This is a genomic window from Hymenobacter canadensis, from assembly GCF_027359925.1.
GTDB lineage: Bacteria > Bacteroidota > Bacteroidia > Cytophagales > Hymenobacteraceae > Hymenobacter > Hymenobacter canadensis.
In genome coordinates, this window is sequence record NZ_CP114767.1 from 3,313,085 (window position 1) to 3,329,837 (window position 16,753).

General features: G+C 59.5%; 3 protein-coding genes, 2 tRNA genes and 3 rRNA genes. 2 read left to right on the forward strand and 6 right to left on the reverse strand.

Going from position 1 to position 16,753, the window contains the following annotated elements:
* Positions 1-12: 12 nt before the first annotated feature.
* On the reverse strand, positions 13-2,739 hold the full coding sequence (locus O3303_RS14210) for a 4-alpha-glucanotransferase (RefSeq protein ID WP_269559059.1): 2,727 nt from the start codon (positions 2,737-2,739) through the stop codon (positions 13-15).
* 213 nt (positions 2,740-2,952) lie between these two features.
* On the opposite strand from O3303_RS14210, the gene O3303_RS14215 reads away from it, so the two are divergent.
* Together O3303_RS14215 and tamL are read left to right on the forward strand one after the other, a co-directional pair.
* Entirely contained in the window at positions 2,953-8,115 is a 5,163-nt protein-coding gene (locus tag O3303_RS14215; protein WP_269559060.1) for a translocation/assembly module TamB domain-containing protein, read from the forward strand.
* 155 nt (positions 8,116-8,270) lie between these two features.
* On the forward strand, positions 8,271-10,631 hold the full coding sequence (gene tamL / locus O3303_RS14220) for a translocation and assembly module lipoprotein TamL (protein ID WP_269559061.1): 2,361 nt from the start codon (positions 8,271-8,273) through the stop codon (positions 10,629-10,631).
* A 640-nt stretch (positions 10,632-11,271) separates the two neighbouring features.
* Here the strand turns inward: tamL and rrf are convergent.
* The 5 genes from rrf to O3303_RS14245 all read right to left on the reverse strand — a co-directional run bounded on the left by rrf (position 11,272) and on the right by O3303_RS14245 (position 16,394).
* A 5S ribosomal RNA gene (rrf, locus tag O3303_RS14225) occupies positions 11,272-11,383 on the reverse strand.
* A gap of 92 nt (positions 11,384-11,475) precedes the next feature.
* A 23S ribosomal RNA gene (locus O3303_RS14230) occupies positions 11,476-14,385 on the reverse strand.
* A 200-nt stretch (positions 14,386-14,585) separates the two neighbouring features.
* A tRNA-Ala gene (locus O3303_RS14235) sits at positions 14,586-14,659 on the reverse strand.
* 38 nt (positions 14,660-14,697) lie between these two features.
* Positions 14,698-14,771: transfer RNA gene (locus O3303_RS14240), tRNA-Ile, on the reverse strand.
* A 110-nt stretch (positions 14,772-14,881) separates the two neighbouring features.
* Positions 14,882-16,394: ribosomal RNA gene (locus tag O3303_RS14245) — 16S ribosomal RNA — on the reverse strand.
* The 16S, 23S and 5S rRNA genes sit together here with 2 tRNA genes alongside, the layout of an rRNA operon.
* Between the last annotated feature and the right edge of the window lie 359 nt (positions 16,395-16,753).

Sequence of the window (16,753 nt, forward strand, 5' to 3'; positions counted from 1 at the left end):
GATTGACTATACTCAATTCCGTCCGCTACGCTGCACCAGCGCCTGCACCTCGCGGTTGAAGTCGGCTTCCTGCGTCAGCTTCTCCAGCGGCAAATGCAGCCGGTACTTCCAGAAGTGCGTGGGGTTGGCCGGCACGTTGATCTGCTCGTCGTCGGGGTTGGCGCGGCGCAGGTCGGGGCTCATGGCCAGCAGGTCCTGCAGCGGGAAGATGGCCCACATGGCCGGCGAGTGCAGGTGCTGCACCGTTATTTCGCGGGCCACCCATGGCTCGCAGTGGTACGGGGCCTGCTCGCCCCAGTGGCCCAGGATGGTTTCGAAGAAGCGCTGGGTTTTCACGTGGTCTTCCTCCCACCAGCCGCGCACCGTGCTCATGTCGTGGGAACCGGGGCTGACGACGGACAGGTAGGGCGCTGCGTCGGGGTGGCCGAACTCCACTTTGGGGTCGGAGGGCATGCGCTGGATGTTGAGGCCCAGCATGCCGAGGGCGCGCATCACGCCGGGCACCGAGGCCGGCACCATGCCCAGGTCTTCGCCGCAGATGAGCATGTTGGTGGCGTAGCGTACCGGCGGCAGCTTGCGCAGACCCTGCTCGCGCCAGAACTCCTCATGGCGCTGGAAGAAGAAGTCGTTGTAAATCTCCCGCATGCGGTGCTGGTCCTCACCGTTCAGCTCCTTGAACGACACCGACTTGTCCACCGTGATGCGCGGGTGGTAGAAGTCGGCGCGCAGGTCGTCGGGCACAAACAGCACCTCGTTGGCAAGGCTGTAGAGGCCGGCACGCAGCCAGAGGTAGTGCTCGGTGTTGGCGGGGTCGGCGGCCATTTTCTCGGCCAGCACGCTTTCCATCTGGCGCTGGGTGCGCACGTGCTCCTTCAACCGGATGGCGCCGTATCCGGCATCTTCCATAAACTCGTCGAACACGGCCTGGGCCTGCCCGTGGAAGATGTGCTGCAGCGTGTGCCAGCGGATGTAAGGCTCGCACAAACGGCCGTAGTCAAACCAGCCCAGGCGCTGCTCAATTTCGTGCTGATGCAGCGGCAGGGCGGGCGAGAAGTGCCCAAGCAAACCTTCCACCGAATGGCCGGGAATCTCCCAGATGCGGAAGAAGCCCAGGATATGATCGATGCGCAGGGCGTCGAAGTAGCGGGCCAGGGTGCCCATGCGCTGCTTCCACCAGGCGTAGCCGTCCTCGGCCATCCGCTCCCAGTTGTAGGTCGGGAAGCGCCAGTTCTGGCCGGTGGTGGAGAAGTCGTCGGGCGGGGCGCCGGCCTGCTGGTGCATGTGGTAGAGCTCGGGCTGTGTCCAGGCATCCACGGAGTGGCGGTAGATGCCAATGGGCAGGTCGCCTTTGAGCACTACGCCGTGCTGGCGGGCGTAGTTTACGGCGTCGAGCAGCTGCTTATCCAGGTGGAACTGGATGAAGAAGTGCAGGCCTACCTCGTCGAAGTTGGCGGCGTCCTCGCGCACCAGCTCGGCCACTTTTGCCGGCGTGCGGTACTCTTCGGGCCACTGCTGGAAGTCAGCGGTGCCGTACTGGTCGCGCAGGGAGCAGAAAGCGGCGTAGGGCTCCAGCCACGACTTCTGCTCTTCGCGGAAGGCATGGAACGCCGGGTCGGCCAGGAAGGCAGCTTTTTCCTGCTGATAGAGCAGGCGCGCGAACTTCCACTTGGCGTTCATTACCGGCTCGTAGTCCACGAAGTCCCTGGCGTTCAACTCCTGGCGCAGCTGCTCCAGTTCCTGCTGCGCGGCAGCATCATGGAGGGGCGCAATGGAATCAAGGCTGAGGTACTGCGGATGCAGGGCAAACACCGAAATAGCCGCGTACGGGTACGAATCGACCCAGGTGTGAGTGGCCACGGTGTCGTTGATGGGCAGAATCTGCACCAGCTTGAGACCGGTTTGCACGGCCCAGTCGGTGAGCAGCTTCAGGTCGGGGAACTCGCCGACACCCAAGCCCTGCTGGCTGCGCATGGCAAACACGGGCAGCGCCACGCCGGCGCCGCGCCAGGTGCTGGGGTAGCGGAAGTTATCGTCGGCCCGAACGCGCAGCGTACGGCGGTCCTGAGCCGGCGGAATGGTGCGGTCTTCGCCGTTTTCCAGCAGCACGATTTTCTTCTCCGCCGGGTCCCAGACACCATACTTATACTGCGTGGCTTTGTCGGGCTGCTCCAGGGCTACTTCGGCGGTCCAGGTGGGGTAGTCGGCGTCGGAGAGGATGACGGCCTTGCGGGCATCCCAGGCACCGAGGGCGGCGTCGGAACCCAGCACGCACAGCTGGTGGCCGGACTCCACCCGCGGTGCAGCCAGCTGGAAACGCACCACCGAGTCGGCTACGCGGGCTGAGGTGGCGGGCCGGGCCGGGCCGGTATTCGGGCGACGGAATAGGGCCTGGGTGAAGGCGGCCGTGAACAGCTCGTTTTCGGGCTGGGCAGCCGGGCGCCAGTAGTCTTCCAGCACGAGGCGCGAAAACTGGCGGCCATCGTAGTGCACCTGGCGGTTGGGGCCCCACTCCCAATGCTTGCCGCCGTCCTGATCGTCGAGCAGAATGTATTTGTAGTCGACGGTGCCGGCCGCGTCGTCGGGCAAGCTGATTTCCTGGCTCCAGCGGCCGAGTTCGGGGTTGTACTGCAAGTGCAGGGCGTGGTCGAGGTTCCACTGGCCCAGGCTGGGCTCGGAACCGCACACAACCAGCCGCTGGCCCCACGCGGTGCGGAAGGGCAGGGAGAAACGAAGAATCATGGAGCAGAATAGATAAGAGCCGAAAGATACGGGGGGATTGGGGGAATGTGCATAGATAGGTGCGTCCTTGCCCCTGAGCCGGGGCCAGGACGCACTGGTTTCCAACCCCAGGCCCCTTTTTGCCGTTGGGCTAGACTACACCCCTAATTCTGTACGCCTATCAACTCGCTACCTACTTACGCCCGCCGCGCGCTCTACACTCTCCTTGGAATCGTGGCGTTCGTGCTGCTGCTCCTTATAGGAGTGGTGGTGGCGCTGCAGTTTCCATCGGTACAGGACTACGCGGCCGGCAAAGCGGCCGGCTACCTGCAAGGCAAAATCGGCACCGAAGTACGCATTGCGAAGTTTCGCACCGATTTCAAGCACGCGCTCAGCCTGGAAGGCGTGTACATTGAGGACCAGCAGGGCGACACACTGCTGTCGGTGGGCCGCTTGGGCGTGGATCTGGACCTGTGGGCCCTCACCAAGTCGGAAATCAACCTGAAGGAGCTGGAGCTCAACGACGGCCGTCTGGCCATCAGCCGCACGCTGCCCGACAGCGTGAGCAACTACGACTTCATCGTCAATGCCTTCACGACGGCCGACACTGCCACTACCGCGCCGGCAGATACCACCGCGGGCTTCAAGTACAACATTGGCGATTTGCGCCTGACCAATATCCGCCTCACCTACGACGACCAGGTGGAGGGCATGGCGGTGCGCACGAAAGTGGGCGAGCTGGCCGTCACCATGGACGCCGTGGACGTGGATCAGTCGATTTATAAGGTAGATGAGGCCACGCTGCGCAACACGGCCATCAGCATCGCCCAGACCAAAACCGCCCCGCCCGATACGGCCGTGGCCGAGCCGCTGGCTCTTACGTTCGGGCTGAACAAGGCCGTGCTCAGCAACGTCAGCCTGACCTATAAGAACGACCCGTCGGCGCAGTTTATCAGCACCCGCGTGGGCGAGGCCGAAATTACGGCCGACAACATCGACCTGATCAACTCCCGCGTGGCCCTGAACACGGTGAAGCTGCGCAACACCAGCATTGCCTACGCCCAGAACGAAAACGTACCGGTGGAAAAGCGCCTCGTGAACCCCGCCGAGGTGGTGCGCGACCTGAACGACGCCGTGGAAGGAGCCACCGGCCAGCCTAGCAACTGGGTGGTGTCGCTGAACCGCTCCGACATCCGGGGCGTGGATGTAGCCTTCGACAACTTCGACGAGCCCAAGCAGCGCACCCGCCTGCCGGCCATGGACTACAATCACCTCAAGTTCACGGACCTGGTGCTGAACGTGGAGAACCTGCGCTACTCCGAAAACAGCACCACCGGCCGCATCAACCAGCTGGCCGGCCGCGAGCAGAGCGGCTTCCGCATCGACTCGGCCACGGCCGACGTGGTGTTCGACTCGGTGCAGACCCGCCTCACCAACCTCGACCTGATTACGCCGCACACCCGCATCCGCCAGACGCTGGGCATGCGCTACAAGAGCCTCGACGCGCTGGCCGACACCCGCCAACTGCCCAACCTGGGCATCGAGGGCGACCTGCGCAACGTGCGCCTCGGCTTCCGCGACATCCTGTACCTGGCCCCCGACCTGGCCGGCACGCCGCCGTTCACCACCGGCCCCAACCAGTCGGTGCTGCTGAGCGGGCGCGTGAGTGGCCGCGTGGGCGACATGCGGATTCAGGGGCTGGAGTTTGTGGGCTTCCGCAACACCATCGTGAAGGCCAGCGGCCGGATCCAGGGCCTGCCCGAAACCGACCGCCGCCTCTACACCGACCTGCGCATCCAGCAGTTCACTACCTCCGAGGCCGATATCCGGATGCTGGCCCCGAAAGGCACGATTCCGCCCGGTTACAATATTCCGCCCCGGATGACGGTGGCCGGCACCTTCCGGGGCCGCCCCTCGGCCATGCTGTTTGACACCGACCTGCGCGCTACCACCACCTACGGCAACGTGGCGGCGAAGATTGACCTCGGCGCCGGCCCCAAAGGCCAGGAGCCGATTACGGCCGTGTTCAGCACCCAAAACCTGAACGTAGGCCGCATCCTCAACGACCCCACCATCGGCACCGTCACGGCCAGCGGCCGCCTAAACGGCCGCGGCGGCCTCGACCCCAACCTGCTGCGCGGGCAGCTCACGGCCAACGTGCAGCGCGCCACCTACAACGGCTACACCTACCGCGGCATCACGGCCAAGGTGGACATCGACCGCAACCGCTACGTCATCGACGCCAAAAGCCGGCAGGACCCCAACCTGAACCTCGACCTGCTGGCCACCGTGAACCTGCGCGACGCCAACAACCCTAGCTACGAAGTGCAGCGCCTGAACCTGCGCGGCGCCAACCTCACGGCCCTGGGCTTCTACACCGGCGGCGACCTGCGCGTGCAGGGCGACCTGACCGCTAACCTCAGCGGCTCCGACGCCAACAGCATCAACGGTACGTTCTCGGGCCGCAACATCATCATCGTGCGCGACAACCAGACTATTCCGCTGGACTCGGTGAGTGGCCGCATTGTGCAGCGCCCCGGCCGCACCGAGGTGGTGTTCAACTCCAACGTGGCCGACTTCAACCTGCAAGGCAACACCCGCCTCGGCGACCTGGCCACGGTGCTGCAGGAGCACATTGACCGGTATTTTGATTTGCCCGGCGTGCGCTACCGGCCGTCAGCGGCCTACCGGCAGTTCACGTTCGAGGCCAATGTGAAAAATACCACGCTGGTGCAGAAACTGGTGCCCGACCTCAAGCAGCTCACGCCGTTCAAGCTCACGGGCGGCTTCGACAGCCGCGCCGCCAACCTCACGCTCAACACCCGCATTCCGCGCATTGTGTACATGGGCTACGCGCTTGACTCGTTGAAATTCAACGTCAGCTCCGATGCGCAGAAGCTGGACTACGCGCTGGGTTTGCGCCAGATCAGCCAGGACACCACGCTGCGCATCCCCAACCCGACCCTGGCCGGCAGCGTGCAAAACAACCAGATTGGCACCCGCCTGCGCATTGCCGAGTCGGACAGTGCCGAGCGCCTGAACATGGCCGGCGTGCTGCGCGAAATTGGCAGCGGCGACGCTTACTCTTTCAGCTTCGACCCTAAACTAATGCTGGACCGCGTGGCTTGGGACGTGACACCCGGCAACGAGCTGCGCTACACCACCGCTACCGGCGCCATCTTCGCCAACAACCTGGAGTTCAGCCGCAACAACCGCAGCCTGAAGCTCCAGACGCTGCCTGGCGCGCAGTATCCGCTGCAGCTGAACATGCAGAACCTGGAGCTGAACGGCCTGGCCCGCGCCGCCGGCCTGCAGGATTCGCTGGTGGCTGGCACGCTCAACGGCCAGGCCCTGGCGCTCAGCCTGGGCCAGCCCAAGCAGGCATTCACGGCCGACGCCACGCTTGCTAACCTGGTGTACAACAAAACCGTGGTGGGCGACGTGACCCTGAAAGCCACCAACCCTACTCCCAACCGCTACAACGTAGACGCCCGCCTCACCAACGCCCAGGGCGCCGACGTGCGGGCCGTGGGCTACTACTTGGCCACGCCGCCCGACCCGATTCGGTTTGATGTGACCGTAAACCGGTTTGACCTCAAGATGGCCGAGCCGTTTTCGGCCGGGCAACTACGCGAAGGCCTGGGTGGCGTGACGGGCAGCATCGTGGTGACGGGCACGGCCGCCCAGCCCATCATCAACGGGGCCCTCACCACCACTGCCGATGCCGGCCTGACGCTCACCCAACTGGGCTCCGACTTCCGCATGCCCAACCAGACGGTGACGTTCAACCCGCAGAACATTGCCTTCAATAACTTCACGGTGCTGGACTCGCTCGGCAACAAGGCCGTGGTGGATGGCCGCATCATCGTGCCCAACTACGCCGACGTCAACTCCTACCGCTTCAATCTCAACGCCACCACCGAGGACTTCCTGGCCATCAACAGCCGCCCTACCGACAACGAGCTGTTCTACGGCAAGCTGGTGCTGGACTCCGATACGCGCATCAGCGGTAACCTGACGCTGCCCGTGCTCAACACCAATGTGCTGGTGGAAAAAGGATCCGACCTGACCATTGTGGTGCCCAACGACGAAGCCGGCTTAGTCGCCACCGACGGAATTGTGGAGTGGATCGACAAAAGTGCGCCCGTCGATACGATGCTGGCCCGGCAGCTGGCCCTGGATTCCGCCAAAACCGCCGCCGGCTACGACATCACCGCCCGCATCACCGTCCGCGACAACACGCCCTTCACCCTCGTTATCGACCCGATTTCCGGCGACAACCTGAAGGTGCGGGCCGAGGGTACGCTCAACACGGCCATAGACCCCAGCGGCTCCATCAGCCTCACCGGTCGCCTCGACGTGACAGATGGCGCCTACAATATGTCGCTCTACGATCTGGCTTCGCGCGAATTCAAGATCGGCTCCGACAGCTACATTGTCTGGAGTGGCGACCCGTATAATGCCCAGCTCAACATTGCCGCCATCTATAACGTGAAGGCGGCCCCGGCCGAGCTGCTGGCCGCCCAGGGTGTGGCCGACGAAACGCTGAGTGCCGTAGGCCGCAACCAGCTGCCGTTCCAGGTGTTCCTGAACGTGACCGGTGAGCTGCTCAAGCCCACCATCGGGTTCGATATCCGCCTGCCGGAAGAGTCCCGCTCCGAGCTGCGCGGGCCCATTGAAGCCCGCCTGGCCCAGTTGCGCCAGCCCAGCGAAGAGTCGGAGCTGAACAAGCAGGTCTTCTCGCTGATGGTGCTCAACCGCTTCATGACCGACGACCCGTTCAAGAGCAGCGGCGGCAACCTCGTGACTGACCAGCTGCGCGGCTCGGCCAGCCAGGTGCTCACCCAGCAGCTCAACAACCTCACGGGCTCGTATCTGTCCAACCTGGGCGTGGAGCTGGGCGTGAACTCCTATGCTGATTACAGCAGCGGCGCCGAGAAAACCCGCACCGACCTCAACGTGGCCGTGCGCCGCCAGCTGCTCAACAACCGCCTCACCGTTCGCCTCGGCACCGATGTCCCGCTGGGCGGTGGCAACCAAGCCAGCAACGGGCAGAACCAGGCGGGCATCAGCTCTTTCGCCGGCGACGTCAGCATCGAGTACAACGTGCTGGCCAATGGCCGGATTCGCCTGCGAGCTTTCCGCAACAACGCCTACGGCGACATCGACGGCCAGTTTGTGCGCACCGGTGCCTCGCTCATCTTCCAGCGCGACTACCGCGACTTAGCTGACCTGTTCAAGGGCATCGATAAGGAGGTGAAAGAAGAAGTGAAGCAGAACCGCCGCCGCCAGCGCCAAGACAAAAAAGACGCGCAGGATTCCACCCAAACCGTTACGTCGGAGCCGCGCCGCGACTCCACGCGCACCGCGCAACGCCCCACTACCTCCGGCCGCTAGGTCGGGGGCTGGCGGTTTGTTGCCAGAGCCTGGCTGCTTGCTGAAGTTGCCAGCCTCCTCAGACTGGCATTATCAGGTCCCGAACGACGAGCTGCGAATCCTTAACTACGCATAACGAATCACTCTTGAATTTCTTGAAACTGCCAATTTCACGCATGAAGCCTTCCTTCTTTCGTCGCACTGCTCCCTCTCCGGTTGCTTCGGCATCACCTGCCGGAGCGGCCCGGCTGTGGCGTTCCTGGGCGGCGCTAACGGCTCTGCTGCTGGCAGCGAGCTGCTCGGGCACCAAGTTCATCCCCGAAGGCAGCTACCTCTACACCGGCAGCAGCGTGAAGATGCAGTCGGAAGCGCCCATCCCCAACGAAGCAGCCCTTACTACGGAACTCACCGCCGTCATTGCCCCCAAACCCAACGCCGCTATTCCGCTGCTGGGTGCCCGCCCGAAGCTGTATTTCTGGCACATGGGCGAAGGCAAAACCAAAGGCCTGAGCAAATGGCTGGCCGATAAGTACGGCGAGAAGCCGGTGCTGCTGAGCGAGGTGGACACCCAAAAGGTGAAAGGCCTGATGGTGAACCGCCTCAACAACAACGGCTACTTCAAGCCGGTTGTGCACAGCAAAGTGCAGAAGAAGGACCGCACGGCCACCATCGACTACCTGGCGCAGGTGGGCAAGCCCTACCTCATCAAGCAGATTCAGTACCCGGAGCGCGACACCCTGCTCGACCGCGCCATCCGCGCCACCCAGGCCGGCTCGCTGCTGAAAGTCGGCGACCCCTACAACCTCCAGACCCTCATCAATGAGCGCCTTCGGATTGATGGCGAGCTGAAAAACCAGGGCTACTACTACTTCACCCCCGACTACATCCTGTTTCAGGTCGACAGCACGCTCGACAACCAGGCCAACATCTACCTCAAGGTGAAAGGCTCCATCCCGAAGCGTGCGGCCCAACCCTACGTGCTCAACCGCGTGAGTCTGAACACCGATTACTCGCTCTCCGATACCGCCTCCCAGGGACGCCCGCCCATCATGTATGAGGGCTACCGCTACTTTCCCGACGAGAAGGTGTTCAAGGCCAAGGCCATTACCAACGCCACCTTCCTCTATCCCGACAGCCTCTATCGCCGCCGCCGCGCCGACCAGACCCTGAGCCGCCTCATGAGCCTGGGCACGTTCAAGTTCGTGGATATCCGCTTCCGCCCCGCCCGCAACCAGCCCGACTCTGCCGAATACGGCCACCTCAACGCCTTCGTGCGCATGACGCAGGTGCCCAAGAAAAGCCTGCGGGCCGAGGTAGCGCTGGTCAGCAAGTCTAATGGCTTCGTTGGACCCGGCTTTAAGGTGCAGTTCCGCAACCGCTCCGCCCTACGCGGTGCCGAGCAGCTGCTGGTGAATGTTACCGGCGCATTCGAAAACCAAACCCGCACCGGCACCAATGCCATCGGCCTCACGTCCTACGAACTAGGAGCCGATGCCCAGCTTATTGTGCCGCGCCTCATCACGCCCCCCTTCGATATCCGCCTGCGCAACTCCGACTTCCAGCCGCGCACCACCTTCGGCGTCGGCTACAAATACGTGCAGCGCCTCGAAGCCTTCCAGCAAGACGCCTTCAGCCTCAACTACGGCTATACCTGGAAAACCAACATCACCAACGAACAGGAACTGCGCCCCATCGATCTGCAGTACCTGCGTTTAGGAGGAGTATCTGATACCTTTCAGGCTCGGCTCAATAAGAATGCCTTCCTAGCCAACAGCTTCCGCCAACAGTTCATCCTGGGCAGCAGCTACCGCTACACCTACAACCAGCAGGCCCTGGAGCAGCGCCGTAACCAGATTTACTTCAGCGGTGGCATCGAGGTTTCCGGCAATGCCGCTTACCTGCTCAGCAACCTCACCGGCCAGACCAAGGAAACCAACCCCGACGGCACCGAGGCCTACACGCTCATCGGCCAGCAGTTCTCACAATACTCCAAAGTAGATCTGGAAGTGCGTAACTACTTCCGGACTTCCTCCAACCCCACCAGCGGCAACAAGATTGCCACCCGCGTGCTCATTGGCGCTGGCCTGCCCTACCTGAACTCCCGCGTGCTGCCCTATCTTAAGCAGTACGGTATCGGCGGCCCCAACAGCGTCCGTGCCTACGCCGCCCGCGGCATCGGCCCTGGCACCTACCGCCCCAATACCGACCGTGCCACCAGCTTCTACGATCAGGTCGGCGACCTGCGCTTCGAAGCCAACGCCGAGTACCGCCAAGACCTGTTTCCCTATGTGAAAGGCGCTCTGTTTGTAGATGCCGGCAATATCTGGCTGCTCAATGAAGATGTAGACCGCCCCGGGGGCCAATTCGAACCCAGCAAGTTCCTCAACCAGCTGGCCATCGGCGCCGGCGCCGGCATCCGCATCGACGTGCAGTTCTTCGTCATCCGCTTCGATGCTGCTATGCCCATCCGTGCCCCCTACGGCACCCCTGACGATAAAACGGTACGCCTTAACATCGCCATTGGCTACCCATTCTAGGTGCTTATACACAAAGACGTAATCTCTCCAACCAACAGAACGGGCCATGCACATGCATGGCCCGTTCTGTTGATAGCAAGTCGGCAACGGCACGGTAGTCAGAACAGCATCCTCACTGACAGTTGACCGTCGTATTACTACTATGCAGAACTCTTACTACTTAGTCTGAAGGTGTAGGTCATGCTCACGAATAAACTTGGGCAAGCGAATACTATAGCGGTTTCGCGAACGGTGTACTCCATCATCACCTACATAAACCAGGGCTTCAGCCCTAGAAGGCATGAGTCAAGGTACATGGTTATCTAAACCGCTATAAGTAGCGAACTATAAGCAGGCGCATAGAAAAAGGCCTTCGTGTTGAGCTGATCGAAGCATCTTTACTGCCGCCCAAAACGACCCTGATAAAGCAGTAGAAATGCTTAGACGAGCTCAACATGGTTATACGTTTGCTTATGTCTGACTACACAAGTAGTCAGACATAAGCAAACGTTGCCTTTGGATCCGGCTCCCCCTCTAACTTTTCCGGAGAGAGGCCAAAGAGTGTGAGCTATCCTACAGTCACGCCCACGCACAAACGCAAAACGCCCCTGCACGGTGAGGTGCGGGGGCGTTAGGGTGACCCGTGCGGGTCATACAGTAAGGTTGGCGGCGACCGACTCTCCCACCGATGAAGGCAGTACCATAGGCGCTCCGGGGCTTAACGACTCTGTTCGGAATGGGAAGAGGTGAACACCCGGGCTAAAGCCACCATTACTGGTGCGGCAGCTCTGTGTTCGAGGCGAGCTGCCAACAAAACCGTTGACGTAAGGACAAAAGAGAAAAACATCGAAGTTTCGAGCATTGTCAAGCAAAGCGTTCGAGTCCTTAGTACGGCTCGGCTGTGGCATTTCGGCCTCTACACCTACCGCCTATCTACGTCGTGGTCTACGACGACTCTTCCTATATAGGATATCTCATCTTCAGGTGAGTTTCGCACTTAGATGCTTTCAGCGCTTATCTCATCCCAGCGTCGCTACCCGGCGCTGCAACTGGCGTCACAACCGGTGCACGAGCGGCTGGTCCAACTCGGTCCTCTCGTACTAAAGTCAGGTCCTGTCAAATATCCAACGCCCACCACAGATAGGGACCGAACTGTCTCACGACGTTCTGAACCCAGCTCGCGTGCCACTTTAATCGGCGAACAGCCGAACCCTTGGGACCTTCTCCAGCCCCAGGACGTGACGAGCCGACATCGAGGTGCCAAACCTCCCCGTCGATATGAGCTCTTGGGGGAGATCAGCCTGTTATCCCCGGCGTACCTTTTATCCTTTGAGCGATGGCCCTTCCATGCGGAACCACCGGATCACTATATCCGTCTTTCGACCCTGCTCGGCTTGTAGGCCTCACAGTCAAGCCCGCTTCTGCTATTGCGCTCTACATCCGGTTACCAAGCGGATTGAGCGGACCTTTGAAAGCCTCCGATACTCTTTTGGAGGCGACCACCCCAGTCAAACTACCCAGCAGACACTGTCTCCGTTGCCAGATTAGGCACCAAGCAACACAAGGGTGGTATTTCAACGGCGACTCCCCAAAACCTAGCGGCCCTGGTTCAACGTCTCCCACCTATGCTACACATGTGTTACCCAGCGTCAATGTCAACCTATAGTAAAGGTGCACGGGGTCTTTCCGTCCCGTGGCGGGTACTCGGCATCTTCACCGAGACTACAATTTCACCGAGCTCATGGCTGAGACAGCGCCCAGATCGTTACACCATTCGTGCAGGTCGGAACTTACCCGACAAGGAATTTCGCTACCTTAGGACCGTTATAGTTACGGCCGCCGTTTACCGGGGCTTCGATTCAAACCTTCGCCTTGCGACTAAGTTCCCCTCTTAACCTTCCGGCACCGGGCAGGTGTCAGACCTTATACTTCCGCTTGCGCGTTCGCAAAGTCATGTGTTTTTGTTAAACAGTCGCCTGGGCCTTTTCACTGCGGCTTCTCCATCGCTGGAGGAAGCGACCCTTCTCCCGAAGTTACAGGTCCATTTTGCCGAGTTCCTTGGCCATGATTCACTCGAGCGCCTCAGGATTCTCTCCTTGACTACCTGTGTCGGTTTGCGGTACGGGCTAGAATTCAGTAAACGCTTAGCAGGTTTTCTTGGCAGTCTGATTAGGTACACTATCTCCGTGGCCGAGGCCGTAGAGTACTATCAGGTTTCAGCAAACAGGGCGTACTTAACTACCCCGCCTATACCTACACCCTTTAACGAGCACTTCCGTCCGCTCGCGGTACTTTCACTTCTGCGTCACTGCATCACTCCAAATCCTAGGTGCGGGAATATCAACCCGCTGTCCATCGACGTAGCCTCTCGGCGTAGCCTTAGGTCCCGACTAACCCTGCTCCGATTAGCGTTGAGCAGGAAACCTTAGTCTATCGGCGAGGGGGTTTCTCACCCCCTTTATCGTTACTCATGCCTACATTTGCTTTTCCAGCCGCTCCAGCATACCTGACGATACACCTTCTCCGCTGCTGGAATGCTCCCCTACCACTTGACAGTCTTTCATGTCAAATCCATTGCTTCGGTACCGGACTTGATGCCCGCGTATTATCGATGCCCTCTCGCTCGACCAGTGAGCTGTTACGCACTCTTTAAAGGAATGGCTGCTTCCAAGCCAACCTCCTGGCTGTCAAAGCAAGTGGACCTCCTTTGTTCAACTTAGTCCGAATTTAGGGACCTTAGCAGATGGTCTGGGTTCTTTCCCTCTCGGCCTGGGACCTTAGCACCCCAAGCCTCACTGCCGGCTATATTACGTGGCATTCGGAGTTCGTCAGGATTCGGTAGGCTATGACACCCCCTAGTCCTATCGGTAGCTCTACCTCCACGTAACTCAACGCCGACGCTGTACCTAAATACATTTCGGGGAGTACGAGCTATTTCTCAGTTTGATTGGCCTTTCACCCCTACCCTCAGGTCATCCAAATCCTTTTCAACGGAAACTGGTTCGGTCCTCCAGTTGGTGTTACCCAACCTTCAACCTGCCCAAGGGTAGATCACAAAGTTTCGCGTCTACCCCCTCTGACTCTGCGCCCTATTCAGACTCGCTTTCGCTGCGGCTCCATGCTTCTAAGCATTTAACCTTGCCAGAGAGGAGTAACTCGTAGGCTCATTATGCAAAAGGCACGCTATCAGGGCACGAAGCCCCCCTAACTGCTTGTAAGCACACGGTTTCAGGTTCTTTTCACTCCGGTATTCCCGGTTCTTTTCACCTTTCCCTCACGGTACTAGTTCACTATCGGTCTCTCAGGAGTATGTAGCCTTGGCGGATGGTACCGCCGGATTCAGACGGGATTTCTCTGGTCCCGCCTTACTCAGGATTCCTCTACCGTGCATTACCAGTTCGCCTACGGGATTCTCACCCTCTACGATCGACTTTCCCACGTCGTTCAGCTAAAGTAACACAATCAGATGTTGAGGTCCTACAACCCCGGACTGGCCGTAACCAACCCGGTTTGGGCTCCTCCCCGTTCGCTCGCCACTACTTGGGGAATCATTGTTATTTTCTTTTCCTCCAGGTACTTAGATGTTTCAGTTCCCTGGGTTTGCCCCATTCTACAAACGTAGATGGTCACCACGCTTCACGTGGTGGGGTTGCCCCATTCGGACATCTGCGGATCACCTCGTATGTGCCAATCCCCGCAGCTTTTCGCAGCTTATCGCGTCCTTCATCGCCTCTGAGAGCCTAGGCATCCCCCGTGTGCCCTTACTTACTTCTCTTGTGCTCCATCCGAAGACGGAGCGGGCTCGGGTGATTATCCACTAGGGGTAATCACTTTCTTTTCTTTGTTTTTCTCTCTTGTTATCCTTACGTCAAAGAACGTTTTCTCCTCCTATTGAGGGGAAAAGTAAGAGTAGTATCCTGCGACGCTACTCCTATATGTGTGTGCACTACTTTAGGTGTCCGATTGACACCGAAGTGGAGAATAACGGAGTCGAACCGTTGACCCCCTGCGTGCAAGGCAGGTGCTCTAGCCAGCTGAGCTAATCCCCCGGATTGTTGTCCTGGCAGCGTTCCCACCAGTTGAACAGTGGGCCTGCCTGGACTCGAACCAGGGACCTCTACATTATCAGTGTAGCGCTCTAACCACCTGAGCTACAAGCCCTGTTCGTAAGACTCGCGTCCTACTAAAATCAGTGAATGAAGGAAATGACGAATTGATAGTGTTGCGTAGCTGGGTGAGCCGGACAGGTCGTCCGAGTCGGATAGCTCCAGAAAGGAGGTGATCCAGCCGCACCTTCCGGTACGGCTACCTTGTTACGACTTAGCCCCAGTTACCTGTTCTACCCTAACTGGCTTCGTTGCGGAGCACCAGCTTCAGGTCTACCAGACTTCCATGGCTTGACGGGCGGTGTGTACAAGGCCCGGGAACGTATTCACCGCGTCATTGCTGATACGCGATTACTAGTGATTCCAGCTTCACGAAGTCGAGTTGCAGACTTCGATCCGAACTGAGAACGGCTTTGCGAGATTGGCATCACATCACTGTGTAGCGACCCTCTGTACCGTCCATTGTAGCACGTGTGTAGCCCTAGGCGTAAGGGCCATGATGACCTGACGTCGTCCCCGCCTTCCTCACTGCTTGCGCAGGCAGTCTGTCTAGAGTCCCCGGCATTATCCGCTGGCAACTAAACATAGGGGTTGCGCTCGTTGCGGGACTTAACCCAACACCTCACGGCACGAGCTGACGACGGCCATGCAGCACCTTGCTTTGTGTCCCGAAGGAAAGGTCCATCTCTGAACCGGTCACGCGCATTCTAGCCTAGGTAAGGTTCCTCGCGTATCATCGAATTAAACCACATGCTCCACCACTTGTGCGGGCCCCCGTCAATTCCTTTGAGTTTCACTCTTGCGAGCGTACTCCCCAGGTGGGATACTTACCGCTTTCGCTAAGCCAGTGACTGTCTATCGCCACCAGCGAGTATCCATCGTTTACGGCGTGGACTACCAGGGTATCTAATCCTGTTCGCTCCCCACGCTTTCGTGCCTCAGTGTCAGTACCAGCCTAGTCAGCTGCCTACGCAATCGGGGTTCTGGAAGATATCTATGCATTTCACCGCTACATCTTCCATTCCGCCAACCTCGTCTGGACTCAAGCCCGCCAGTATCCAGGGCAGTTCCACAGTTGAGCTGTGGGCTTTCACCCCGGACTTAACGGGCCACCTACGCACCCTTTAAACCCAATAAATCCGGACAACGCTTGCACCCTCCGTATTACCGCGGCTGCTGGCACGGAGTTAGCCGGTGCTTATTCCTCAGGTACCGTCAGTTTAGGACGCATCCTCTTTTTCTTCCCTGAGAAAAGCAGTTTACAACCCAGAAGGCCTTCATCCTGCACGCGGCATGGCTGGGTCAGGCTCTCGCCCATTGCCCAATATTCCCTACTGCTGCCTCCCGTAGGAGTCTGGCCCGTATCTCAGTGCCAGTGTGGGGGATCACCCTCTCAGGTCCCCTAGACATCGTCGCCATGGTGGGCCGTTACCCCGCCATCTAGCTAATGTCACGCAACCCCATCCTTGACCAATAAATCTTTACCAATTACACGATGCCGTGCTGTTGGTTTATGCGGTATTAATCCGCCTTTCGGCGGGCTATCCCCCAGTCAAGGGCAGGTTGGTTACGCGTTACGCACCCGTGCGCCACTAGTATATTGCTATACCCGTTCGACTTGCATGTATTAGGCCTGCCGCTAGCGTTCATCCTGAGCCAGGATCAAACTCTCCATTGTAAGAAATTCTCTACACCCATGCGAACATGGGCTGATGTCAAGTGCTGATCCGACCCGGTAGTGTTGACTTGTCTTGTTCACCCAAGTCACGCTTTGTTCTTCGCCCCTACTGCTCTTGCGAGTGGCAGCGGCGAAGCTTACCAATTTGTCATTTCCATCCATTCAAAGAACGTGTGTCGCACCCGATCGGTGAAACGCAGTGACTCACAAAAGAGTCGGTAAGCAGTGTTCGTTTCCCCTTCCATGTGAAGCGGGCTGCAAAGGTAAGCAACTTTTTGCAAGAAGCAAGAAAAAGTTTGTTTGTTTTTCCGGCTGAAGTTTTGAGCGACGCTTCCGGTTGAAGCGGGCTGCAAAGGTAA